The sequence below is a fragment of the Kitasatospora viridis genome, from assembly GCF_007829815.1.
Taxonomy (GTDB): Bacteria; Actinomycetota; Actinomycetes; order Streptomycetales; family Streptomycetaceae; genus Kitasatospora; species Kitasatospora viridis.
Map to the genome: position 1 here is coordinate 160,331 of NZ_VIWT01000006.1, position 20,564 is coordinate 180,894.

Annotated in this window: 21 protein-coding genes and 1 pseudogene; 7 read left to right on the forward strand and 15 right to left on the reverse strand. The window is 73.9% G+C overall.

Going from position 1 to position 20,564, the window contains the following annotated elements:
• Positions 1–35: 35 nt before the first annotated feature.
• Both FHX73_RS39760 and FHX73_RS39765 read right to left on the reverse strand, forming a co-directional pair.
• Positions 36–1,190, reverse strand: coding sequence for a geranylgeranyl reductase family protein (locus tag FHX73_RS39760; RefSeq protein WP_145910944.1), 1,155 nt, complete (start codon positions 1,188–1,190; stop codon positions 36–38).
• Between the two features lie 141 nt (positions 1,191–1,331).
• Complete coding sequence (locus FHX73_RS39765) at positions 1,332–2,312, reverse strand: polyprenyl synthetase family protein (RefSeq protein WP_246214182.1); 981 nt, start codon at positions 2,310–2,312, stop codon at positions 1,332–1,334.
• Positions 2,313–2,554: 242 nt separating this feature from the next.
• Between FHX73_RS39765 and FHX73_RS39770 the strand changes: the two genes are divergently transcribed.
• Positions 2,555–4,351 (forward strand): acyl-CoA dehydrogenase, encoded by a 1,797-nt coding sequence (locus FHX73_RS39770; RefSeq protein WP_145910945.1) that lies wholly within the window; start codon positions 2,555–2,557, stop codon positions 4,349–4,351.
• A 16-nt stretch (positions 4,352–4,367) separates the two neighbouring features.
• Here FHX73_RS39770 and FHX73_RS39775 read toward each other — a convergent pair whose 3' ends face one another.
• Entirely contained in the window at positions 4,368–5,000 is a 633-nt protein-coding gene (locus tag FHX73_RS39775; RefSeq protein ID WP_145910946.1) for a TOPRIM nucleotidyl transferase/hydrolase domain-containing protein, read from the reverse strand.
• A gap of 137 nt (positions 5,001–5,137) precedes the next feature.
• Positions 5,138–5,557 (reverse strand): nuclear transport factor 2 family protein, encoded by a 420-nt coding sequence (locus tag FHX73_RS39780; RefSeq protein WP_145910947.1) that lies wholly within the window; start codon positions 5,555–5,557, stop codon positions 5,138–5,140.
• 88 nt (positions 5,558–5,645) lie between these two features.
• On the opposite strand from FHX73_RS39780, the gene FHX73_RS39785 reads away from it, so the two are divergent.
• Both FHX73_RS39785 and FHX73_RS39790 read left to right on the forward strand, forming a co-directional pair.
• Positions 5,646–6,284, forward strand: coding sequence for a TetR/AcrR family transcriptional regulator (locus FHX73_RS39785; RefSeq protein WP_246214183.1), 639 nt, complete (start codon positions 5,646–5,648; stop codon positions 6,282–6,284).
• A gap of 68 nt (positions 6,285–6,352) precedes the next feature.
• Positions 6,353–6,913 (forward strand): DUF2165 domain-containing protein, encoded by a 561-nt coding sequence (locus FHX73_RS39790; protein ID WP_145910948.1) that lies wholly within the window; start codon positions 6,353–6,355, stop codon positions 6,911–6,913.
• Positions 6,914–6,920: 7 nt separating this feature from the next.
• Here the strand turns inward: FHX73_RS39790 and FHX73_RS39795 are convergent, their stop codons facing one another.
• Positions 6,921–7,310: a RidA family protein gene (locus FHX73_RS39795; RefSeq protein ID WP_145910949.1), complete on the reverse strand. Its 390-nt coding sequence runs from the start codon at positions 7,308–7,310 to the stop codon at positions 6,921–6,923.
• A 72-nt stretch (positions 7,311–7,382) separates the two neighbouring features.
• On the opposite strand from FHX73_RS39795, the gene FHX73_RS39800 reads away from it, so the two are divergent.
• Both FHX73_RS39800 and FHX73_RS39805 read left to right on the forward strand, forming a co-directional pair.
• Entirely contained in the window at positions 7,383–8,297 is a 915-nt protein-coding gene (locus FHX73_RS39800) for a LysR family transcriptional regulator (RefSeq protein ID WP_145910950.1), read from the forward strand.
• A gap of 177 nt (positions 8,298–8,474) precedes the next feature.
• Complete coding sequence (locus tag FHX73_RS39805) at positions 8,475–9,647, forward strand: GDSL-type esterase/lipase family protein (protein WP_145910951.1); 1,173 nt, start codon at positions 8,475–8,477, stop codon at positions 9,645–9,647.
• A gap of 312 nt (positions 9,648–9,959) precedes the next feature.
• Here the strand turns inward: FHX73_RS39805 and FHX73_RS46890 are convergent.
• The 4 genes and pseudogenes from FHX73_RS46890 to FHX73_RS39825 form a co-directional block, all read right to left on the reverse strand.
• Positions 9,960–10,448 (reverse strand): annotated as a pseudogene (locus FHX73_RS46890) (GNAT family N-acetyltransferase); the annotation flags it as partial.
• Between the two features lie 54 nt (positions 10,449–10,502).
• The gene (locus FHX73_RS39815) at positions 10,503–10,970 is read right to left on the reverse strand and encodes a WapI family immunity protein (protein WP_145910952.1); all 468 of its coding nucleotides are present in this window, start codon (positions 10,968–10,970) and stop codon (positions 10,503–10,505) included.
• A gap of 12 nt (positions 10,971–10,982) precedes the next feature.
• Positions 10,983–11,903, reverse strand: coding sequence for an aldo/keto reductase (locus tag FHX73_RS39820; protein WP_211786489.1), 921 nt, complete (start codon positions 11,901–11,903; stop codon positions 10,983–10,985).
• A complete protein-coding gene (locus tag FHX73_RS39825) occupies positions 11,900–12,790 on the reverse strand; it encodes an NAD-dependent epimerase/dehydratase family protein (RefSeq protein WP_145910953.1) in 891 nt (296 codons plus the stop codon). Before FHX73_RS39825 ends, FHX73_RS39820 begins: the two co-directional genes overlap by 4 nt.
• A gap of 94 nt (positions 12,791–12,884) precedes the next feature.
• Between FHX73_RS39825 and FHX73_RS39830 the strand changes: the two genes are divergently transcribed.
• On the forward strand, positions 12,885–13,790 hold the full coding sequence (locus FHX73_RS39830; RefSeq protein WP_145910954.1) for a LysR family transcriptional regulator: 906 nt from the start codon (positions 12,885–12,887) through the stop codon (positions 13,788–13,790).
• Between the two features lie 139 nt (positions 13,791–13,929).
• Complete coding sequence (locus tag FHX73_RS39835) at positions 13,930–14,337, forward strand: hypothetical protein (protein ID WP_145910955.1); 408 nt, start codon at positions 13,930–13,932, stop codon at positions 14,335–14,337.
• 24 nt (positions 14,338–14,361) lie between these two features.
• Here the strand turns inward: FHX73_RS39835 and FHX73_RS39840 are convergent, their stop codons facing one another.
• The 6 genes from FHX73_RS39840 to FHX73_RS39865 all read right to left on the reverse strand — a co-directional run bounded on the left by FHX73_RS39840 (position 14,362) and on the right by FHX73_RS39865 (position 20,527).
• Positions 14,362–15,957: a hypothetical protein gene (locus FHX73_RS39840; RefSeq protein WP_145910956.1), complete on the reverse strand. Its 1,596-nt coding sequence runs from the start codon at positions 15,955–15,957 to the stop codon at positions 14,362–14,364.
• A gap of 101 nt (positions 15,958–16,058) precedes the next feature.
• A complete protein-coding gene (locus tag FHX73_RS39845) occupies positions 16,059–16,613 on the reverse strand; it encodes a hypothetical protein (protein ID WP_145910957.1) in 555 nt (184 codons plus the stop codon).
• Positions 16,613–17,149, reverse strand: coding sequence for a hypothetical protein (locus FHX73_RS39850; RefSeq protein ID WP_145910958.1), 537 nt, complete (start codon positions 17,147–17,149; stop codon positions 16,613–16,615). The genes FHX73_RS39845 and FHX73_RS39850 overlap by 1 nt, the downstream gene beginning before the upstream one ends.
• A 100-nt stretch (positions 17,150–17,249) precedes the next feature.
• Positions 17,250–17,453: a hypothetical protein gene (locus FHX73_RS39855; protein WP_145910959.1), complete on the reverse strand. Its 204-nt coding sequence runs from the start codon at positions 17,451–17,453 to the stop codon at positions 17,250–17,252.
• A 57-nt stretch (positions 17,454–17,510) separates the two neighbouring features.
• Positions 17,511–18,200, reverse strand: a complete 690-nt coding sequence (locus FHX73_RS39860) for an alpha/beta fold hydrolase (protein WP_145910960.1) — start codon at positions 18,198–18,200, stop codon at positions 17,511–17,513.
• Positions 18,201–18,349: 149 nt separating this feature from the next.
• Entirely contained in the window at positions 18,350–20,527 is a 2,178-nt protein-coding gene (locus tag FHX73_RS39865; RefSeq protein ID WP_145910961.1) for an RICIN domain-containing protein, read from the reverse strand.
• Between the last annotated feature and the right edge of the window lie 37 nt (positions 20,528–20,564).

Consider the following 20,564-nt stretch of genomic DNA (forward strand, 5'->3'; position numbering starts at 1 on the left):
GGATCGGTCCTCTACGTGGGTGCGGACATCGGGGGTCAGACCTTGCGGAACTCGGAGTCGGGCCGGAAGTAGTTGGTCATCGTCTCGTTGAGCAGCGCGTCGCGGCGGGCGGCGTCGCGCTCGCGGAAGATGCCGGTCTTGACGCCGTACAGCTTCCACATGGTGTTGCCGAGCTCGGCCAGCCAGCGCTGGTGGTAGCCGTCCAGGTGGGCGGCGGTCGGCGGGAGGTCGCCGGCCAGGAACTCCGCCAGGAAGCCGCCGGCGATCGCCCCGCCGCGCAGCGCCGTGTGGATCCCGCCGCCGGTGATCGGGTTGACGTGCCGGGCCGCGTCGCCGACCAGCACGATGTGGTCGGCGCTCTGCCGCTTGAGCGGCGCCGCCAGTGGCACCCCGCCGCCCTGCACCTCGATGATCCGGGCGCCCTTCAGCCGGTCGGCGAGGAAGGACTCGGTCATGAACCGGTCCAGGTGCCACCGCGCGTCCCGCTCCGTCATGGTGCGGGCGACGCCGAGGCCGACCTCCGCGTTGCCGTGGCCCTTGGGGAAGATCCACGCGTAGCCGCCGGGCGCCCAGCGCTCGCCGGTGACGATCTCCAGCAGGCCGCGGGTCTCGACGCCCTCGACGACGAACTGGAAGCAGGAGGCGAGCTCCTTCAGCTTGATCCGGGTCTGGATGCCGGCCCACCGGCCGACCTGGGACTGCACCCCGTCCGCGCCGACCACCACGTGGGCGGTGACCGAGACCGGGCGGCCGAGCCGGGTCAGCCGCACCTCGGTGGTGCCGTCCGGGCGCGGTTCGTGGCCCACCGCCTCGGTCTTCAACCACAGCTCGGCGCCGGCCTGTTCGGCCAGCCCGGCCAGGTGGCGGTCGAACCTGCGCCGGTCCACCACGTAGCCGAGCGGCTGGTCGCGGTACCGGCGGTAGTCCAGCGTCTCGGCGGTCCCCTCGGCGTCGTAGGCGACGAAGCCGTAGACGGGCTCCAGCACGAACTCGGCCGCGGGCGCGACGTCCACACCGGCCAGCGCGTTGGCGCTGACCGCACCGGAGCACTGGATGGGCGCGCCCAACTCCTGCTTCTTGTCCACCAGGAGAACGCTCAGGCCGCCCCGGACCGCGGTCCGGGCCGCCGTCGCGCCCGCCGGACCCGAGCCGACGACCACCAGGTCGTAGTCGACTTTCGCCCTCACCATGCCCCCCACCGCTTCGCTCGCGGCGGTCCGCGAGATCCGCCGACCAAGCTAGGGGCCGGAGGAGCTGCCGGGCAGGTGCACGTCAGTTGATCATCCGATCGAGTGAAAAGCGGCCGAACACACTCCTGATGAACCGTCAGCTCAGTTGTCCCGATCCGTCACCAGGGCGGCGATGGCGCGCAGTTCGGCACTACCGGCGACGGTCGGGCCGGCCACCTCCAGCGCCGCCAGGGCCGCGCCGACCCGGCGCCCCAGCTCGGCGGCGGCCCAGGCCCGGCCCCCGGCCCGCTCCACCAGCAGCGCCGCGCGGGCGGTGGCGGCCGCGTCGAACTCCTCGGCGCCGGCGAACAGCCGCGCCAGCTCCCGCCCGGCCGCAGTGCCCGAGAGCAGGGCGACGGCGACCGGCAGCGACTTCTTGCGCGCCGCGAGGTCGTTGCCGGCCGGCTTGCCCGTGCGCAGCGGATCGCCCCACAGGCTCAGCGCGTCGTCCACGACCTGGAAGGCCACGCCCAAGTGGCGGCCGAAGGCCCGGTAGCCGCCGGCCGCCCGCGCCCCGGCCCCCGCCGCCCGGGCGCCGAGCTCGCAGGCCGCACCCAGCACCGCGCCGGTCTTGCCCTCGGCCATGGCCAGGCACTCGGCCAGGCTCACCTCGGCGGCGTCCTCGAACGCCAGGTCGGCGCACTGGCCCGCGCCCAGCTCCAGCACCGCGTCGGCCAGCACCGGGGCCAGCTCGGTGCCGCAGAGCCGCCGGACCGCCGCGGCCAGCAGCATGTCGCCGGTGAGGACGGCCCGGTCCACGCCGAACACCGACCAGGCGGACGGACGGTGGCGGCGGGTCAGGTCCCGGTCCATCACGTCGTCGTGCAGCAGTGAGAAGTCGTGCACCAGCTCGACGGCCGCGGCCGCGTCGAGCACCGCCGGGGTCACGCCGCCGCCCGCGGCCCGGGCGCAGGCCAGCACCAGCGCGGGCCGGATCGCCTTGCCGGAGCCGGCGGCGGGCGGGCGCCCCGCCGCGTCCCACCAGCCGATGTGGTAGCCCGCCACCCGGCGCAGCGGGCCCGGCAGGCCGTCGACGACGCCGCGCAGCACCGGCGTGACCACCTCCCGGGCCTCGTCCAGCAACCGCGCGACCGGACGCGCCCCGGCCGATCCGGACAGTCCTAACCGATCTGCCGACACCTCTCGGCCACCCCCTTCGAACCGGGCCCGGCGGATCCGGGCCGAGGTGATGTGACCACGACGAGAACGCCGGGATCCCGGGGGCGGCGGCAAACCACTCGCCCGGGTGAATCGTTGCGCCGGAGCGGGGAAGGACACCCTCGCTCCCGCAGCGCACCCGCCCACCCCGGAACGGACTCCCCGCCTTGGACGACCTGCTGATCTCCCGCCGCGACCTCGACTTCCTCCTCTACGACTGGCTGGACGTCACCTCCCTGACCCGGCGCCCCCGCTACGCCGACCACGACCGGGACACGTTCGACGCGGTGCTCGACCTCAGCGAGTCCATCGCGACCCGGCACTTCGCCCCGCACAACAAGAAGAACGATGCCGAGGAGCCCCGCTTCGACGGCGAGCGGGTGCACGTCATCCCGGAGGTGGCGGCGGCCCTGCGGGTCTTCACCGAGGCCGGCCTGATCGGCGCGGCGATGGACCACGAGGTCGGCGGCCAGCAGCTGCCCGCCGTGGTCGCCAACGCCTGCCAGCTCTGGTTCCAGGCCGCCAACGTGGGCACCGCCGCCTACCCGTTCCTGACCGTCGGCAACGCCAACCTGCTGCTGGCGCACGGCAGCAAGGAGCAGATCGACACCTACGTGCGCCCGATGGTCGAGGGCCGCTTCTTCGGCACCATGTGCCTGTCCGAGCCGCAGGCCGGCTCCTCGCTGGCCGACATCACCACCCGGGCGGTGCCCGCGGCCGACGGCACCTACCGGATCACCGGCACCAAGACCTGGATCTCCGGCGGCGACCACGAGCTCAGCGAGAACATCGTCCACCTGGTGCTCGCCAAGATCCCCGGCGGCCCGGCCGGTGTGAAGGGCATCTCGCTGTTCATCGTGCCCAAGTTCCTGGTCGGCCCGGACGGCACGGTGGGCGAGCGCAACGACGTGGTGACGGCCGGCCTCAACCACAAGATGGGCTACCGCGGCACCACCAACGCCCTGCTCAACTTCGGCGAGGGCGTGCACCGCCCGGGCGGCGAGCCGGGCGCGGTCGGCCACCTGGTGGGGGAGGCGCACCACGGGCTGGCCTACATGTTCCACATGATGAACGAGGCCCGGATCGGCGTCGGCCAGAGCGCCACCGCCCTCGGCTACACCGGCTACCTGCACGCCCTCGACTACGCCCGCACCCGCCCGCAGGGCCGCCCGCTGACGGCCCGGGACCCGGGCAGCCCGCAGGTCCCGATCATCGAGCACCCGGACGTGCGCCGGATGCTGCTGGCGCAGAAGAGCTACGTGGAGGGCGCCCTGGCGCTCGGCCTCTACTGCAGCCGGCTGCTCGACGAGGAGCGCACCGGCGCCTCGACCGCCGACCGGGACCGTGCCCGCCTGCTGCTCGACGTCCTGACGCCGATCGCCAAGAGCTGGCCCGCCCAGTGGTGCCTGGCCGCCAACGACCTGGCCATCCAGGTGCACGGCGGCTACGGCTACACCCGCGAGTACGACGTCGAGCAGTTCTACCGGGACAACCGGCTCAACGCGATCCACGAGGGCACCCACGGCATCCAGGCGCTCGACCTGCTCGGCCGCAAGGTCACCATGGACGGCGGCGCGGGGCTGGCCCTGCTCGTCGAGACGCTGCGGGCGACCGCCTACCGGGCCAGCGCGACCGGCGGCGAGGCGGCCGAGCTGGCCGCCCGGCTGCTGCGCTCGGTCGACCGGATCGAGCGGACCACCGCCCGGCTCTGGTCCACCGGGGACCCGGCGGCCGCGCTGGCCAACGCCTCCGCCTACCTGGAGGCGGTGGGCCACGTGGTGCTGGCCTGGATCTGGCTGGAGCAGTTCCTCGCCCTGGGCAAGGGCGACGATTCGTTTCGGCAGGGCAAGCGGCAGGCCGCGCGGTACTTCTTCCGAGTCGAACTGCCGCGCACCGAGCCGCAGTTCGACCTGCTCGACAGCCTGGACCGGACGGCGGGGGAGTGCCACCCCGACTGGTTCTGAGCCGCTCGCACCCGGTTCAGAGCGCCGCCAGCAACTCGCCCAGCGGTGCGGGCACCTGGTCGGGGCCGAGCGCCTCGACCAGGGCACGCCCGTAGTGCACCTTGCGGCCGGACCTGGTGCCGAGGAAGCGCCGCAGCTGCTGCTGCGGGGTGCGGTCGCGCTGGGCCGGCTGGCGCAGGAAGGTCTCCAACGAGCGCAGCTCGCCCTGGGCCCGGACCAACTCCCTGAGCCGGTCCGGGCCCAGCGCGCGGATGAGCTCGTCCTCCAGGTCGGCCCGGCAGACGAAGACCTCCCGCGGATCCGCGCCGGCCCGGGCCCAGCCGCGGGCGTAGAACTCGTGCTCCTGCACGTCGCACAGGCCCAGCAGGCGCAGGCCCAGGCCGGCGGGGCCGAGGAAGGGGGCGAACCGGCCGACGCTCATCGCGCCGCCCATCGGCAGCACGCAGACCCCCTCGGCGGCCAGGTCCCGGCCGCGCCGGGCGGTCAGCGCCTCGACCGCGGCGACGTCGCTCGGCCCCTCCAGCAGCACCACGGCCCGCACCGGCAACCGCCCGGCCAGCTCGCGCGCCTGATCACCCGCCAGGGCCTCGCCGGGCCCGCCGGCCGCCCACGCCGTGACCGCCGCACCGAACGACGCCATGTCAGCCATGCGACTCCTCTTCCGGGGGCGGGGTGCCCGACGGTGCCAACTCTGCTGGAAACCGGCCGAAATCCCCAGCCGTTTAACGGAGCAGCCGTTTTACGGAGCCGCCGTTCAACAGAGCCGCCGTTCAATCGGGCAGCCGTTCACCCGAGCCGCCGCTCCTCGGGCCGGATCGCCAGGTCGTTGATGCTCGCGTACCGCTTGCGCATCAGCCCGTGCTCGTCGAACTCCCAGTTCTCGTTGCCGTAGGCGCGGAACCACTGCCCGTCGGCGGTGCGGTACTCGTACTCGAACCGGACGGCGATCCGGTCGCCGGTGTACGCCCACAGCTCCTTGCGCAGGCGGTAGTCGAGCTCGCGCTGCCACTTGGCGGTGAGGAAGCGGACGATCTGCGCCCGGCCGTTGACGAACTGGTCGCGGTTGCGCCACTCGGAGTCCTCGGTGTACGCGAGCGCGACCCGCTCGGGATCGCGGGTGTTCCAGGCGTCCTCGGCGAGTTGGACCTTCTGACGGGCAGTCTCCTCGGTGAACGGCGGCAGCGGCGGACGGGCGGCGGCGGTCATGGCGGCTCCTTCGCGAAGCCGGAGAACGAGCGTTCTCCAGCTGTGCCGTACTCTAGGAGAACGCTGGTTCTCTGGCAAGGACGGCACGGTGGGAACGATCGGCAAGGAGCGGATCACGGTGGAACCCGGAACGGCGCAGCTGCGCGTGCTCGACGCGGCCGAGCAGCTGTACTACGCCAACGGCGTGCAGGCGGTCGGCATGGACGCGGTCCGCACGGCCGCCGGAGTGTCGCTCAAGCGGCTCTACCAGCTCCACCCCTCCAAGGCCGACCTGGTCGAGGCCGTGCTGCGCCGCCGCGACACCGCCTGGCGCGGCGCCCTCGCCGACCACGTCGACTCCGTGACCGGGTCCCCCGAAGAGCGGTTGCTGGCGGTCTACGACTGGCTGCGGGAGTGGTTCGCCGAGCCGGGCTACCGGGGCTGCGCCTTCGTCAACTCCTTCGGCGAACTCGGCGCCACCGCACCGGCGGTGGCCGAGGCGGCCCGCGCGCACAAGGCGGCCTTCCGGCAGTACCTCGCCGACCTGGTCGCCGCCGCCGACCTGCCCGGGCAACTCGCCGACCAGCTCGCCCTGCTCGCCGAGGGCGCGATCACCACGGCCGCGATCGCCGGCAGCACCGAACCGGCCGGGCAGGCCCGCGCCGCCGCCCGCACCCTGATCACCGCCGCCCGCGCCACCGGCCCGGCAACCGCCCCCGTCACCACCCGCGCCACCGGCCCGGCCTGACGGACCGTCGGCCCGGCGGCGGGTAGGCTGCGGCGCAGGAGCAGTGGCCCGCACCCGGGAGGACCGCGATGCCGTTGGGAAGCACGGCGGGAGGGCGCCGCGAGGGCGTGGACGGCCGACTGCTCGCGCTGGGCACGCTGCCGGTCGCGGCCACCGCCCTGACCGCGACCGTGGCGGTCTACCTGCTGCTGGTGGTCTTCGGCAACATCACCGACTTCGGCACCAACCAGAAGTTCGTCCAGCACGTGCTGGCGATGGACACCACCTTCCGCGACAAGCACCTGATGTGGCGGGCCATCACCTCGACCGCCCTGCAGAACACGGCGTACGTCGCGATCATCGCCTGGGAGGCGCTGTCCGCCCTGGTGCTCACCGCGGCGACCGTCTGCTGGCTCGCCGCCCTGCGCCACGGCGACTTCACCCGGGCCCGCCGGGCGAGCACCCTGGGGCTGGTGCTGACCCTGCTGCTGTTCGGCATCGGCTTCATCGCGATCGGCGGCGAGTGGTTCGCGATGTGGCAGTCGAAGGCGTGGAACGGGCTGGACGCGGCGATCCGCAACATCACCCTGGCCGGGATCGCGCTGATCGTCGTCCAACTCCCGTCGCCGCACTGGCGCGCAGCGGACTGACCCACCGTCAGATGCTGGCCCGCCGTGCGTCCACCTCGATCTCGATCTTCATCCGGGGGTCGGCGAGCCCGCAGACCATCATGGTCGCGGCCGGCCTGACCTCGCCGAAGCAGGCGCGCAGCACCGGCCAGCACGGCTCGAAGTCGGCCCGGTCGGGCAGCAGGTAGCGCACCCGCACCACGTCGGCGAAGCCGCAGCCCGCCTCGGCCAGCGCGGCCCCGATGTTGCGCAGCACCTGCTCGGCCTGCTCCACCACGTCGTCCGAGATGGTCATGGTCGCGTAGTCGTACCCGGTCGTCCCGGACACGTGCACCCGGTCGCCGTCCACCACGGCCCGGGCGTAGCCGATCTGTTCCTCGAAGGTCGAACCGCTGAGGATCGCGCGTCGCTCTGTCATGCGCCGAACGCTAGGTGACCAGCGGGGATACGTCTAATACCGATTCCGGCACCGACTGATATCCCTATGCGTATGGACCCTGTGCGGACGGACCGTCCCGAACTCCCGCTGCCGCAGCTGTACGCCTTCACGGTGCTCGCCGAGGAACTCCACTTCGGCCGCGCGGCCGCCCGGCTCGGCACCGCCCAGCCGCCGCTGAGCCAGCAGATCCGCCGCCTGGAGGACAAGGTCGGGCACGCCCTGTTCACCCGCGAACCCGGGCGGATCGCGCTCACCCCGGCCGGCCGCGAACTGCTGCCGGCCGCCCGGCGGGCGCTGACCGGCCTCGCCGAGGGCCTGGCCGCGAGCCGCGCCGTGGGCAGTGGCCGGGCCGGCCGGCTGCGGATCGGCTTCGCCGCCTCGCTCGCGCTGACCGTGCTGCCCGGCCTGCTGCGCGACCACCGCGAGCGCTACCCCGACGTGCACCTGGACATCCTGGAGATGACCAGCGCGCCCCAACTCACGGCCCTGCGCGAGGGGACCATCGACATCGGGCTGCTGCGCGAACCGCCCGCCGACGAGGCGGAGCTCGGCTTCCGCACGGTGCTCAGCGAGCCCTTCGTGGCCGTGCTGCCCGCCGCCCACCCACTGGCCGCCGGACGGTCGGTGCGGCTCGCGGACCTGGCACGGGAGCCGTTCGTGCTGCTGCCCCGGCCGGTCGGCCCGGCGCTGTACGACCGGATCGTCGACCTGTGCACCGACGCCGGCTTCACGCCGCGCATCGCCCAGCACGCGGTGGAGTGGCAGACCGTCTGCGCCCTGGTGGAGACCGGACTGGGCGTCTCGCTGGCCCCGGCGAGCATCCGGCGGATCCGCCTCAAGGGCGTCGCCTTCCGGCGGATCCGGCCCGACGGCGCGCGCACCCGGGTCGCCGTCGCCTGGCGCGCGGACGACCGCAACCCCTTGGTGGCGAACCTGTTGGAGACGGTGGGCACCGAGTCGCCGTGACGGAGCGTGACCGGAGTGGCTGCCGAGCGAGAAAGGTGGTGCGGATACCTAGCGGTAACAAAGCGCGGTGTGCCAGATTTCTCGCGTCTCCGGCACACCCCACATCCCTCGGCCGGGGGCTTTCCCCGTCGCTCTCCGCTGTGTCAGGCAGTGGAGGCGGAGCGCAGGAGTTCCTCCATGTCAGAGAACAGCGCCACGGCCGCATCCGGCGGCAGAGCCCGGCGGTTCGCCGCCGCCGCGCTCACCCTCCCCCTCGCCGTCTCCGGCCTGCTCGCCGCGGGCGCCGCCCAGGCGCACGCCGATTCGGGCGGCGGCATCGCCGTCTCGATGGGCGACAGCTACATCTCCGGCGAGGCCGGCCGCTGGGCCGGCAACAGCGACACCATCACCGGCAGCCGGGACGGCACCGACCGCGCCTGGAACGGCTCGTCCTACAACGCGAGCTCGGTGTACGGCGCCACCGCGGGCGGGTGCGACCGCTCCGACTCCGCCGAGGCGATCAGCGCCTTCGGCAGCGCGGGCGCGGTGAACATCGCCTGCTCGGGCGCCACCACCGCGGACGTGTTCCGGGCGAGCAGCGGCGGCCAGACCTACAAGGGCGAGGCACCGCAGGCCGACCAGCTGGCCGCCATCGCCGCGCAGCAGCGGGTCGGGCTGGTCGCCCTGTCCATCGGCGGCAACGACCTCGGCTTCGCCGACGCCATCTCGGCCTGCATCAAGGACTACGAGGTCTGGTACAGCTACTGCAACGCCACCGAGCAGTCCGCCGTCGACTCGAAGATCGACAGCGCGATGACCAACGTGGGCAAGGCGATCGACGAGGTCCGGGCCGTGATGACGGCCGACGGCTACGCCGACTCGGACTACCGGATCGTGCTCCAGTCCTACCCGTCCCCGATCCCGCGCAGCTCGGAGGACCGCTACCCGGAGAGCGGCTGGAGCCGCACCATGACCGGCGGCTGCCCGTTCTGGAACGCCGACCTGGACTGGGCGCGCGACCAGCTGATCCCGCAGCTCGCCCAGCGGCTCGGCCAGGTCGCCGCCGGCCACGGCGCGCAGTTCCTCGACCTGCAGGACTTCCTCCAGGGCCACGAGGTCTGCTCCACCTCCGACAGCCTCGCCACCGACGATCAGCCGACCGACGCGGCGAGCGGCGAGTGGGCCCGGTTCCTCACCACCGGCGCCACCCAGGGCACCGTCCAGGAGTCCTTCCACCCCAACTACTACGGCGAGTTGGGCCTGGGCCGGTGCCTGAGCCTGGTCGCCGCCGAACCGGCCGGCCAGAACTTCGCCTGCCGCAGCACACCCGGTCAGGACGCGAGCGGGGTGTACCTCAACCCGCTGTCCTGACGGCCTGACGGCCGGCGGCGCGGGCCCGGGTCAAGCGGGCCCGCGCAGCTCCGGCAAGGGCAGCCGCCAGCTGCCCAGCAACGCCGTCAGCGCCCGCCGGGCCGGCACCCGCGCGGCCCGGCTCCCGTCCGGGCCGCGCAGGGCCTCGCCGGTCGCGGTCAGCTCGGCGAGCACCTCCGCGTCCGGGGCGGGTCCGGCGAGCCGGCGGGCGCGGTCGAAGTCCGCGGCGATCCGCGCCGACGGCGCCGGTGCCTCGGCCGCCAGGGCGGTGAGCGAGGCGACCAGCGGGGCGAGCCCGCGGCCCGCCTCGGCCAGCTCACGCCGGTACCAGGTGCCCTCCTTGCCGCCCAGGTCGGCCGGCCCGGCGGGGCCGACCGGCGTGAACCCGGCGTTGGCCAGCACCCGTTGGGAAGCGACGTTCTGGTGCGAGACCGCCGCCCGCAGCTCCCGCAGCCCGTGCCGGACGGCGGCCAGCCGGCAGAGCCTGCGCACCGTCGCGCTCGCCACCCCGCGCCCGGCCACCCGCTGCGCGACCCGGTAGCCGAGCACCGCGCCGCCGTCCGCGAGGTCCACCAGGTTGAACCGCCCGAGCACCGAGCCGTCCGGCTCGTCGACCAGCAGGTAGAACGCGCCGTCACCGGTGGCCTGTTCGTCCAGCCGGTCCCGGAACTGCTCGTCGAACCGCTCGAAGAAGCCGTCGCCGCGGTCCGAGATGCTCGCGGCGAAGTAGGCGCGGCTGGCCAACTCGAAGGCGAGCACGGCCGGGGCGTGGTCGGCGTGCAACGGCGTCAGTTCGGGCATGTCGCCGACTGTAGCCGCGCGGCCGGCCGCTCGTCGATCACTTCGGGCGCCCGCTCACCTGGCCGGGAACGGCACCAGCTCCTGCTCCCAGGTCTCGGCGGCGGCCAGCAACCCCGCCTTGGCGAGCGGGACTTCGACGGCCACCTGGTCGCCGAGCCGGGCCGGCGCCGACTCCAGCGACAGGTGCACCCGCAGCACCACCCGGTCGCCGGACTCGGCGGCCAGGCTGAACGCCAGGTTGCCCTCCAGGAACGACAGATCGGGCCCGCCCGGGCTCACCGCGATCCGTCCGCCGGCCGCGTAGCGCAGCCAGCGGGCGAGCTTGCGCGCCTCGTCGGTCAGCAGCACCGGCTCCTCGAAGCGCCAGCGCCCCTGCGGGGCCACCACCCGCCCGGCGATGACGAGCCAGTTGTCGTCGTAGGGGTCGCCGAGCGGCGCGCGGAACTGGTAGCCCACCGGCCGCAGCTCCACACAGAGGTTCTCGCCGGTGTCGCTGCTGATGTCCTCGCTGGTCAGAAGCATGGTGCCAGGATGTCACGCCCCGTCGGCGGCCAGGTCGGCCGGGCCCAGCAGCGCCAGCTCCCGCGCCGTCAGGCGCAGCCCGGTGGCGGCCGCCGAGTCGCGGATCGAGGCCGGGCGACGCGCGCCCGGGATCGGCAGCACGACGGGCGACTGCGCCAGGTGCCAGGCCAGGCAGACCTGCTGCGGGCTGACCCCGCGCTCCCGGGCGACGGCGTGGAAGGCGCCGTCCGGACCGGGCGCGCTGCCGGGGTCGTCCACGGCGCTCACCGAGATCCCGCCGAGCGGGCTCCACGGCAGGAACGCGAGCCCGAGGGAGGTGCACAGGTCGAGGGTGTCGCGGGTCTCCTGGTGGGCGGGGGAGAACCGGTTCTGCACCGACACCAGCCGCTCCCCGAGGATCTGGCGGGCCGTCAGGATCTGCGCGCGGTCCACGTTCGACAGCCCGACCAGCCGGATCGTCCCCGCGTCGGCCAGCTCGCGCAGCGCCCCGACCGACTCCGCGAACGGCACCCGCGGGTCGGGCTTGTGCAACTGGTAGAGCCCGATCGCCGCCACGCCGAGCCGGGCCGCCGACTCCTCGGCCGCCCGCCGCAGGTGCTCCGGACGTCCGTCGACGGTCCACGAGCCGTCACCGGGCCGGCCCCGGCCGCCCTTGGTCGCCACCAGCACGTCCGCCGCGTCCCCGCCGTAGGCGGCCAGCGCGCGGGCGACCAGGCGCTCGTTGTGGCCGAGCTCGTCGGCGTGCCACTGGTAGCAGTCGGCAGTGTCGATCAGCCGCACGCCCGCGTCCAGCGCGGCGTGGACGGTGGCGACGGCCTGCCGCTCGTCCGGCCGGCCCTCCACCGAGAGCGGCATCGCACCGAGGCCGACGCTGCCCACCGGCAGCCGCTGAACGCCCGTCAGGTGATTTTCCGTCAGGTGAGTTTCCGTCATGCTCGCGCCTCCTTGATCACCTGCGGCAGCCAGCCAGCCACCGACGAGAACTCGAACCCCAACCGCCGCGCCCGCCCGTTGTCCATCGCGTAGCACCGCTCGAACGAGTACGGCGAACTCTCCGCCGCCCCCTCCTGCGCCCCCGTCTCCAGCACGGGCTCGACCCCCACCACCCGCCCGATCGCCGCGCACAGCTCCCGCACGTCCAGCGCGCCGTCCGAGGCCGCGTTCACCGGCCCGGTGAAGTCGGCCGCCGCCGTCCAGGCCAGGAACCGCGCGATCTCCTCCTCCTGGACGAACGAGGCCGGCTGCGGGTCGGCGTGCACCCGCACCGGCTCCCCCCGCTCGATCTGCCGCACGTAGTGCGCCAGCCGCCCCGTGAAGTCGGCCCCGCCGACGACGTGTGCCGTCCGCACGATCGCCGTCTCGAACCCGCCGGCCCGGGTCAGCACCGCCTCCGCCTGCCGCTTGCCCTCGGCGTAGTGCGCCTCCACCAAGTCCGGGTGCCCCCAAGGCAGCGCCAGGTCCACCGGCCACACCGACGGATCGACGGCCTCCTCCCGAACGGGCGCCTCGCCGGTCTCCGCGTACACCTCCACCGTGGAGGTGAGCACGTACCGGCGGGTCCGCTCCGCGAAGACCCGCGCCGCGATCGCCGCCTGCACCGGCGTGTAGCAGACCTGGTCCACCACCACGTCGAAGCGCCGCTCGCCGAGCGCGGCCCGCAGCGCCGCCTCGTCGTTCCGGTCGGCGCACAGCTGCTCCACACCCGCCGGCGGCGCCGTCGACCCCCGGTTCAGCACCGTCACCCGCACCCCGGCGTCCCGCAGGTGCCCGATCAGCCGCCGCCCGAAGTACCGGCTCCCGCCGATCACGCAGACATCCATGTGCCCAGCCCTCTCTCGTTCCAGGGGCCCAGTCTGGTCGGCGGTGATCGACAGCAGTAGTCTGCATCTCGATCCCACATCCCCAGGAGAACTGTTGATCGACGTCCAGCGGCTGGCCGTGCTGCGCGAGGTGGCCCGGCTTGGCAGCTTCAACCAGGCCGCCCAGGTGCTGCACTGCACGCCCTCCGCCGTCTCCCAGCAGGTCGCCGCCCTGGAGCGCGGCCTCGGCGCGCCCGCCGTCGAGCGCTCCACCCGGGGGGTCACCCTCACCGAGGCCGGCCGCCTGCTGGTGGAGGCCGCCGACGCGATCGCCGCCGAACTGGCCGACACCCAGCAGCGGATCGACCGGCTGGCCGCCGCCCGGACCGCACTGACCGTCGCCACCTTCGCCAGCGCCGGCCGGCGGCTGCTGCCCGGCGCGCTGGCCGGCTTCCTGGCCGAGCACCCGGAGGTGGAGCTGACCGTCCTGGAGGACGAGCCGGAGGAGAGCCTGCCGGCCGTCCGCGCGGGCCGGGCCGACCTGGCGCTCGCCTACCACTTCGACGGGCCGCCGCCCGCCCGGCCCGGCGACCGCTCCGGCCTGGACTGGACGCCGCTCGGTACCGATCCGCTGCGGGTGGTGCTGCCGCGCGCGCATCCCGCCGCCACCGGTCGCGGGCCGCTGCACCTGGCCGAACTCGCGGGGGAGCGCTGGATCCTGGGCTGCCGCAAGTCCGCCGCGCAGTTCGCCGGGTACGCCGCGCTGGCCGGCGTGGAGCTGCGGGTCTGCTGCACCGCCACCGACTACGAGTTCGCCCAGTCCCTGGTGCACGCAGGCGCCGGGATCGCGCTGATCCCCGAGATCGGCCTGACCCGCCACCCCGACCTGGTCGACCGCCCGCTCGCCGAGCCCGGCCCGCGCCGCCACCTCGGCCTGGCGCTCTCCCGCCGCCGGCGCGGCCCGTCCGCCCGGCTGGCCGAGGACCTGGCCGCCCGCCTGGAAATGACGACCCGTCGCTGACGGAGCGGAGCTGACGGAAACTCAGAAGCTATTCAGAGCTCTTGGCGATGGTCAGTCAACTCCGGTGGGCGGCATCCTGGGGCGGTCGGCACGCGTCGCGTGCCGCGCTTCCCCCCACCCCTCCACCGTTGGAGACCCCATGCCCACGCTCCGCGCTGCCTCGGCCGCCCTGCTCTGCCTGGCCGTCTCCTGGATCCACGTCCAGGACCAGGGCGGCTTCCCCGGCAACAAGACCCCCGGATACGTCGGCCTCGGCTACTACCTGCTGGAGGCAGCGGGCGTCGTGGCCGCGCTGCTGCTGCTCACGCTGGCCCGCCGCAACGCTGCCGCTGCCGCCCCCACCTGGCTGCTCGCGGCCGGCGTCGGGCTCGGCCCGCTGGTCGGCTTCATCCTCTCCCGAGGGCCCGGCCTGCCCGACTACGCCGACGACAAGGGCAACTGGACCGAGCCGCTCGGCCTGGTCAGCGTGGCGGTCGAGGTCGTGCTGATCCTGCTCGCCGTCGCCACTCTGCGCGCCGCCCGCCCGGTCCCCGCGCCTGCGCGGTAGCGGACACGGCCTCAGGACAGCCCGTCAGGACAGCGCCGACAGCACGTGCTGCCAGTCGGTGACGGCCCGGGAGATCGGGGAGCCTGCGCCGACGGCCGCACCCGCTTCGGCGATCGCCGTCAGCGCCGGCCGGACGCGGGACCGGCGACGGCCGTCCTCCGGGTGGCTGACCGCCTCCGCCACGTCGGCGAGGTGGTGCAGCAGGTCCACCCGCTGATCGTCGGAGAGCGCGGGCTCCTGCTGGATCGCCTGGCTCAGCGCGCGGATCGCCTCCGCTGTCCGGGCGCTGCCCCGGTCCATGATGGCGGCCAGGTTCGATCCGATGATCTGGATGCTCTCGGCGATCTGCACCGAGCCGATGGAGCCCATCACGGTGAGGTTCGCCGCGGGTTTCCCCGAGCCGGAGCGTTCGGTGTAGTCCTGCATCCCCTTCGATACCTCCGTCAGGTAGCCGAGTGCGAAAGCCAGGTAGCAGAGGTGCAGCCGGTGCCGGAGCTGCGGCGACGCGAGCTCCGGCGCCCACTCGGCGACCGCCGGGCTGCCGGCGACCGCGCGGTGGAACCGGTCGCGGATCTCCTCGGTCAGGAAGCCGTTCAGGGTGTAGGCGCCGAGGCCCCAGTCCGTTGCCTGCGGCGGCATCGGGCCGCCGCTCAGCGCGGCGGAGCGGGCGGCCGCCTCCACCAGGAAGGCGCTGAGCGTGTCGGTGGCGGCGGACGCCGACACGTGCTCCGCGAACTTGGCGTCCGGGGGCGGGCTCAGCGCGGGCGGCAGCGGGAACGCGGACAGGTCGCCCAGCGCGGTGGACACCCGGGTGAGCCGGTCGCGAAGGTCCGTCAGGAAATCCGGCCAGGCGCTGCCGGGCAGGACCGCGGGCCCCGGCCCGTTCCAGTCCGCCTTACGCCCCCAGACCCGCACCCGGTCGCCGTTCTCCTCGATCAGCTCCTCGACCTGGCCCAGCGCGACCGCCGGGTCGGGCCAGAAGTCCTTCAGCAGCCGCCGCCGCACGTCCGCCCAGGCGAGCACCTCGGACACCAGGTCCGCCGCGGCGCCGGTGAGCCGCGAGCCGTTCTGCGCCGGCTTCCAGCCCAGCTCGCCGCCCTGCTCGCGGAGCCGGCCCGGCTCGCACCCGCCGTCGGGCAGGCCGTCCAACTCCCGGACGAAGCCGCGGGCTTCGTCGTCGATCGAGCGGACCACCGCCGTGACCGTCCCCCTGAACACCCGGCGGGCCTGGTCCACGTCGGGCAGGGCCAGCAACTGCCCGGTCGGGAGCTCGGCCGGACTGACCATCAGGGCGCCGCCCAGGCCCGCGGGGAGGCCGACCGGCCCGGGGCGGAAACGGCCGCCCGCCTCCGGCGCCGCGGCCCGGGTGTGCGCGGCCCGCCAGCGCTCCACCTCGGCCCGCTCGCGCTCCTGGCGCTGCCTCAGCTCCGCCGCCTCCTGCGCGTGCGCACGGTGCCGGGCCTGCGACGCCAGCCGCTCCCGCTCCGGTTCGCTGCGCTTCCAGAGCCACGCACCCAGGCAGACCAGGCTGCCGAAGAAGTACAGCGTGCCCAGGTTCTCGTTCATCGACGTCGCGACCCCGAGCCCGACGAACCAGAGCACGATTCCGAGACACGTCACAACAGCCCCCGTCTCCGTCGGCGACCCGCCTCCGTCGAGCAGAAGAGAACACGCCGCCCGGCCGGTCCGCAAGAGGCGTGCGGCCGGCCCGCGATCACGATTCAGCGCTCCGTGCCGTCGTAGACCCGCAGCAGCACCTGCTGGACGTCCGCCGGGCCGGCCGGTCCACCGATCTGCAGGAACAGGTTCTCGTCGTACCAGAGGCAGGTGGTCCGGCCCGTGGCCCGGTTCTGGGAGCAGGTGGTGCTGCCGGCGATCCGCAGCGCGGGACGGCTGACCACGACGTCCTTCGACGGCGCGTCAACTCCCGCCAGCAGGGGCCCGAGCTGGCCGCCGGTGTTCCGGGCAGTGGTCACCACCCACCGGTCCGGGGCGGCCGGGGCATCCGCGTAGACCCCCTGGACGACCGTGGTCACCACACCCTGGGCGCGTCGCGGCATGCCCTGGTCCGCGGTGTCCGCGACGAGCGGCGCGCCCTGCCGCGGCTGCTGCTCCACGGTCTTCGGCAGCGCGATGTTCCCCGGGTCGTGTCCGGTGCCCCGGGCGCTGCCGTCGTGGTCCGCGAGGAACAGCACCGTGAGCAGCACCGCCAGCGCGCCGACGATGCAGCCGCCGATCAGGACAGGGCCGCCGCCCCGCCTCGCCTTGCGCGCCATCATTGTTCCGTGCCGTCGTAGACCCGCAGCAGCACCCGCTCGATGCCGGCCGGGTCGGTGGGGCCGCTCACCTGGAGCACGAAGTTCGCATCGTGCCAGATGCACATGGCACGGCCCGCGTGCTGGTCCTGGTAGCAGGTGGTGCTGCCGCCGATGGAGAGTTGGGGATGGGTGGTGAGGGTGTTCTTCGGGGGGTCGGCGGCCAGCCAGCGGCCCGCGACGCCGTTCCGGTTGTCCCCGGTGTCGACGACCCAGAGGCCGGCCGTGCCCGGGGCCTCGCCGTAGACGCCCTGGCTGTCGCCGGAGAGCCCGGTGGGGGAGAGCCCGACCGTGGTGGCGTCCACGTCGTTCAGGCCCGCGTCGCTCATGCTCAACCGGCGCTGGTGCTCCACCGTCCTCGGCAGGTCGATGGCGGCCGGATCGTGCCCGGTCCCGTTCGCGCTGCCGTCGTAGTCCGCGACGAACAGCCCGCCGAGCAGCAGCCCCAGCACCACCACGATCAGCACCCCGCCGCAGCCCGATCCCTGATCCGCCATCAGACGCCCCCGTTCCCGTTGTCACGGCATCGGCTGTGACGACTCGGCACGGGCGACCGGTTGCAGGGCAGGGCAGGGCACGACGGCGGCTGACTTGACCTCAGGAGTAGGAGTTCCGGCCGTACTCCTCGCGCGGCAGCAGGAAGTCGTCCGGGCGGTCGCGCCGGAGCTCCTCGTAGCGGGCGAGGAACACGTCCTGCGCCTCGGGGAGCGTGCAGCCGCGGGCTTCGATGATCGCCTTGAGGGCGTAGACGATCCGGTTCTCCAGGATGTCGTGGTCGACGCCCTCGGGTAGCTGCTCCATGATCCCGGGAGCCTACTGTCCGGGCCCCGCCGGGCCCAGCGGGTTTCGGTCCCCCGGTCAGAGCGCGGCGCGGTAGGCCTCCAGGCGGTCGGCGAGCTCCTGGGGGTGGCCGAGCATCGGGAGGTGGTCGCCCGGCATCTCGTCCGGCTCGAAGCCGAGGCGGTCGACGACCGTTCGGCGCAGGAAGTCGGCGGGGAAGAAGCGGTCGTCGCGGGCCAGCAGGAACCTGGTCGGCACCTGCGGCCAGGCGGACAGTGGCCACGGCGCGCCGAACGGGGTGGCCGACTGCGCGCGCTGGTGCTCCGTCAGCAGCTCGGCGGCCAGCTCGGCCGGGGTGTCGTGCAGGAAGAACGCCACCGGGTCCTGCGCCGCGCCCTCCGGCACGCCCCGGCGGCGGTCGTCCGCCTGCCGGGCGGCGGGGTAGCCGGTGTTCTCCCACCACTGCCCGGGCGCCTCGCCCGGGGCCGGCACCTGGGCCTGGACCAGCACCAGCAGCTCCACCGGCACCCGCTCGCAGACCAGCGGAGCGGTGAACCCGCCGAACGAGTGCGCCACGACCACCAGACCGGTCCGCGCACCGATCGCCTCGACCACCGCGTCCGCGTACTCGGCCAGCCCGGCCGACTCGTCGTCACACGGCAGGTCGGGCGCGACCACGTCGTGGCCCCGCCCGTGCAGCTCGGCGGCCAGCGGCCCCCAGTACCAGGCGTCGGCCGCCCCGCCGTGGATGAGTACGTACGTCGCCATCGGGATCCCTCCGCAGGTCCGGTCCGCCACCGGTCGCTACTGCGACCGTACGGGCCGGCACCGACACGGGTGCCCACCCCGCGCGGGCGGGGCGGGCACCCGAGGGTGCGTCAGGGGCCCGGAACCTCAGGCCCCGGGGGATCAGGATGTCAGCCGATCGTCCAGTGCTGCGACGCCGATCCGCTGTCCGCCTGCTGGGTGACCAGCGCGCCGTCGTTGCCGCTCGCGGTGGTCAGCAGCAGCCCGCTGCGCACCGAGCTGACGGTGTAGCTGCCGTCGGCGTTGCGGCTCAGCCTCCAGTGCTGGTTGGCCGCGCCGGTGCAGCTCCACTGGATCACCTGGGCCCCGGCCGCCGTCGAGCCGCCGGAGACGTCGGCGCAGAGGCCGGACTGGGCGTTCGTCAGCTGGTAGCTGCCGTCCGCCTGCTGGGCGAACTGCCAGGACTGGTTGGCGCCGCCGTTCGGCGTCCAGGTGATCAGCTGGGTGCCGGCGGTGGTGCTGTGGTTGGGGTCGTCCAGCGCCTTGCCGGCGGCGGTCAGCGGGTGGGCGCCGGTGATCGAACCGCCGCCGGTGCCGCCCACCGCAGTGATCGCGAGGGTCTGCTGGGCGGCCGTGCGGCCACCGCCGACGGCGGAGCCGGTGGTGTCGGTCCAGGTGCGCAGCGGAGTGGTCTCGGAGGCCGAGCCGTTCAGCGCGAGCACCAGGCCGCTGTAGCGGTTGACCAGCCGGTACGACCCGCCGGCCGGGATCACGAACCACTGCTGGCCGACCCCGGTCGCGGTGGTGACGGTCGTCGCGGCGCCCCAGGCCCGCCCGGCGTTGCCGCTGGCGTCCACGCCCAGGTGCCCGCCGCTGGCCGCGTTGGTGATCAGGTACGAGCCGTCGCCGACCGCCGAGAAGGACCAGGCGGCCGAGGTCGAGGCCGCCTTCGCGGCGGCGGCCCGCTTACCGGCCTGCGTGAGCAGCTGGCCGCCGCTGCCGATCTGGTACGTCTTCGCCGGGTCGAACGGCGCGGGCGCGGGTGACGCGGCGTCCACGGTGAGGTTCGCGTACTCGCCGGAGGAGCCGTTGGAGCACCCGTACGCGCAGTACAGCCGGAACTGCTTGCCGACGATCCCGGTGCCGGTGCGGTTCGCGCTGTCCAGGAACCAGCGGTACCAGGAGGCGGTGTGGTAGCTGCCGGTGTCGCCGAGCAGCGTCCACTTCTCGCTCGCCAGGTCGCTGGTGGCGTAGACCTGCTGCGGCGCGTTGCCGCTCTGGTCGACGGCCTGCGGGGTGCCCAGGTACAGGCCCAGGTAGGCGTCGTAGGTGATGTTCATGACGAACAGCGGCGAGGTCGGCTGCAGCGTCCCGGCGGACAGCTGCTGGCTGACCGTGCCGGGGTTGGCGGGGTTGTACTCGGCCGACGGCGCCAGGTAGCCGTTCGGGTTGGCCGCGTCGGCCGGGACCAGGTCGCTCTCCTGCCCGCCGACGCCCGGCTGCGACCAGGCGCCGTCGTACCACTTCTGCCAGGTGCCGGGCGCCATCTTGCCGGAGATGGGGGCGCGGGCCACGTGCGAGAGGAAGTCGCCCCAGCTGCCGTTCTTGTCCACGATCCGGGAGCCGTAGAAGACGTAGAAGTAGCCGGAGGCGGTGTCCACGAAGAGCCGCTGGTCGCCGTCGCCGTAGTAGTAGGTCTGCTGCGGGAAGGCGTTGGCGTCGCCCCGGGTGGTGCTGTAGGGCGAGGTGATGACGTGGTCCTCGATGGTCCAGGTGCGGCCCTGGTCGGTGGACTTGGCGTAGTCGATGGCGTCGAAGTGGATGCCGTCGCCGAACGGCTGCGGGGTGAACTCGTTGTGCACCAGGCCGTACCAGTCGCCGGTGTCCGGGTCGACCCAGACGCTGGACAGGTCGCAGTAGTTGCGCTGCGCGTAGCCGGAGCCGGCCGGTGCGTTGGTGGCCGACAGGCCGGTGGGGCTGTTGTCGCAGCGCCAGGTGGTGTCGTTGTTGCGGTCGTTGCTGTTCGCCGGGTTGACGGCGTTGTCCAACGCGTTGTCGGGGGTGGCGGTGTCGAAGTTCGAGCCGGTGTAGAAGCTCCACTGGCGCGGGTCGGTGGCGCCGTAGAGCGAGTCCGACTCCTGGACGTGGAAGCTGCCGTCCTTGTCCGTGAACGGGAAGGCGGGGGTGTCGTCGGGGTACGCGTAGCTGCCGGAGGAGCCGACGGTGACGCTGAAGGCGGGGGCAGCGGCGGGGGTGGCGGCGTTCGCGGGGGTCGCGAGCACCGGACCGGTCACGGCCAGCGCGAGGGCGGCAAGCGCACCGCCCAGGCGCTGTCGGGGAGTTGACACGGGGTGACTCCTTCGCACGTCGGAGTGTGGGGGCTGG

What these genes read in the sequence shown, in the direction of transcription:
- FHX73_RS39760 (WP_145910944.1), bottom strand. Translation starts at nt 1,190, where the DNA reads ATGGTGAGGGCGAAAGTCGACTACGACCTGGTGGTCGTCGGCTCGGGT.
- FHX73_RS39775 (WP_145910946.1), bottom strand. Translation starts at nt 5,000, where the DNA reads ATGGCTGACATGGCGTCGTTCGGTGCGGCGGTCACGGCGTGGGCGGCC.
- FHX73_RS39780 (WP_145910947.1), bottom strand. Translation starts at nt 5,557, where the DNA reads ATGACCGCCGCCGCCCGTCCGCCGCTGCCGCCGTTCACCGAGGAGACT.
- FHX73_RS39790 (WP_145910948.1), top strand. Translation starts at nt 6,353, where the DNA reads ATGCCGTTGGGAAGCACGGCGGGAGGGCGCCGCGAGGGCGTGGACGGC.
- FHX73_RS39795 (WP_145910949.1), bottom strand. Translation starts at nt 7,310, where the DNA reads ATGACAGAGCGACGCGCGATCCTCAGCGGTTCGACCTTCGAGGAACAG.
- FHX73_RS39800 (WP_145910950.1), top strand. Translation starts at nt 7,383, where the DNA reads ATGGACCCTGTGCGGACGGACCGTCCCGAACTCCCGCTGCCGCAGCTG.
- FHX73_RS39805 (WP_145910951.1), top strand. Translation starts at nt 8,475, where the DNA reads ATGTCAGAGAACAGCGCCACGGCCGCATCCGGCGGCAGAGCCCGGCGG.
- FHX73_RS39815 (WP_145910952.1), bottom strand. Translation starts at nt 10,970, where the DNA reads ATGCTTCTGACCAGCGAGGACATCAGCAGCGACACCGGCGAGAACCTC.
- FHX73_RS39820 (WP_211786489.1), bottom strand. Translation starts at nt 11,903, where the DNA reads ATGACGGAAACTCACCTGACGGAAAATCACCTGACGGGCGTTCAGCGG.
- FHX73_RS39825 (WP_145910953.1), bottom strand. Translation starts at nt 12,790, where the DNA reads ATGGATGTCTGCGTGATCGGCGGGAGCCGGTACTTCGGGCGGCGGCTG.
- FHX73_RS39835 (WP_145910955.1), top strand. Translation starts at nt 13,930, where the DNA reads ATGCCCACGCTCCGCGCTGCCTCGGCCGCCCTGCTCTGCCTGGCCGTC.
- FHX73_RS39845 (WP_145910957.1), bottom strand. Translation starts at nt 16,613, where the DNA reads ATGGCGCGCAAGGCGAGGCGGGGCGGCGGCCCTGTCCTGATCGGCGGC.
- FHX73_RS39850 (WP_145910958.1), bottom strand. Translation starts at nt 17,149, where the DNA reads ATGGCGGATCAGGGATCGGGCTGCGGCGGGGTGCTGATCGTGGTGGTG.
- FHX73_RS39855 (WP_145910959.1), bottom strand. Translation starts at nt 17,453, where the DNA reads ATGGAGCAGCTACCCGAGGGCGTCGACCACGACATCCTGGAGAACCGG.
- FHX73_RS39860 (WP_145910960.1), bottom strand. Translation starts at nt 18,200, where the DNA reads ATGGCGACGTACGTACTCATCCACGGCGGGGCGGCCGACGCCTGGTAC.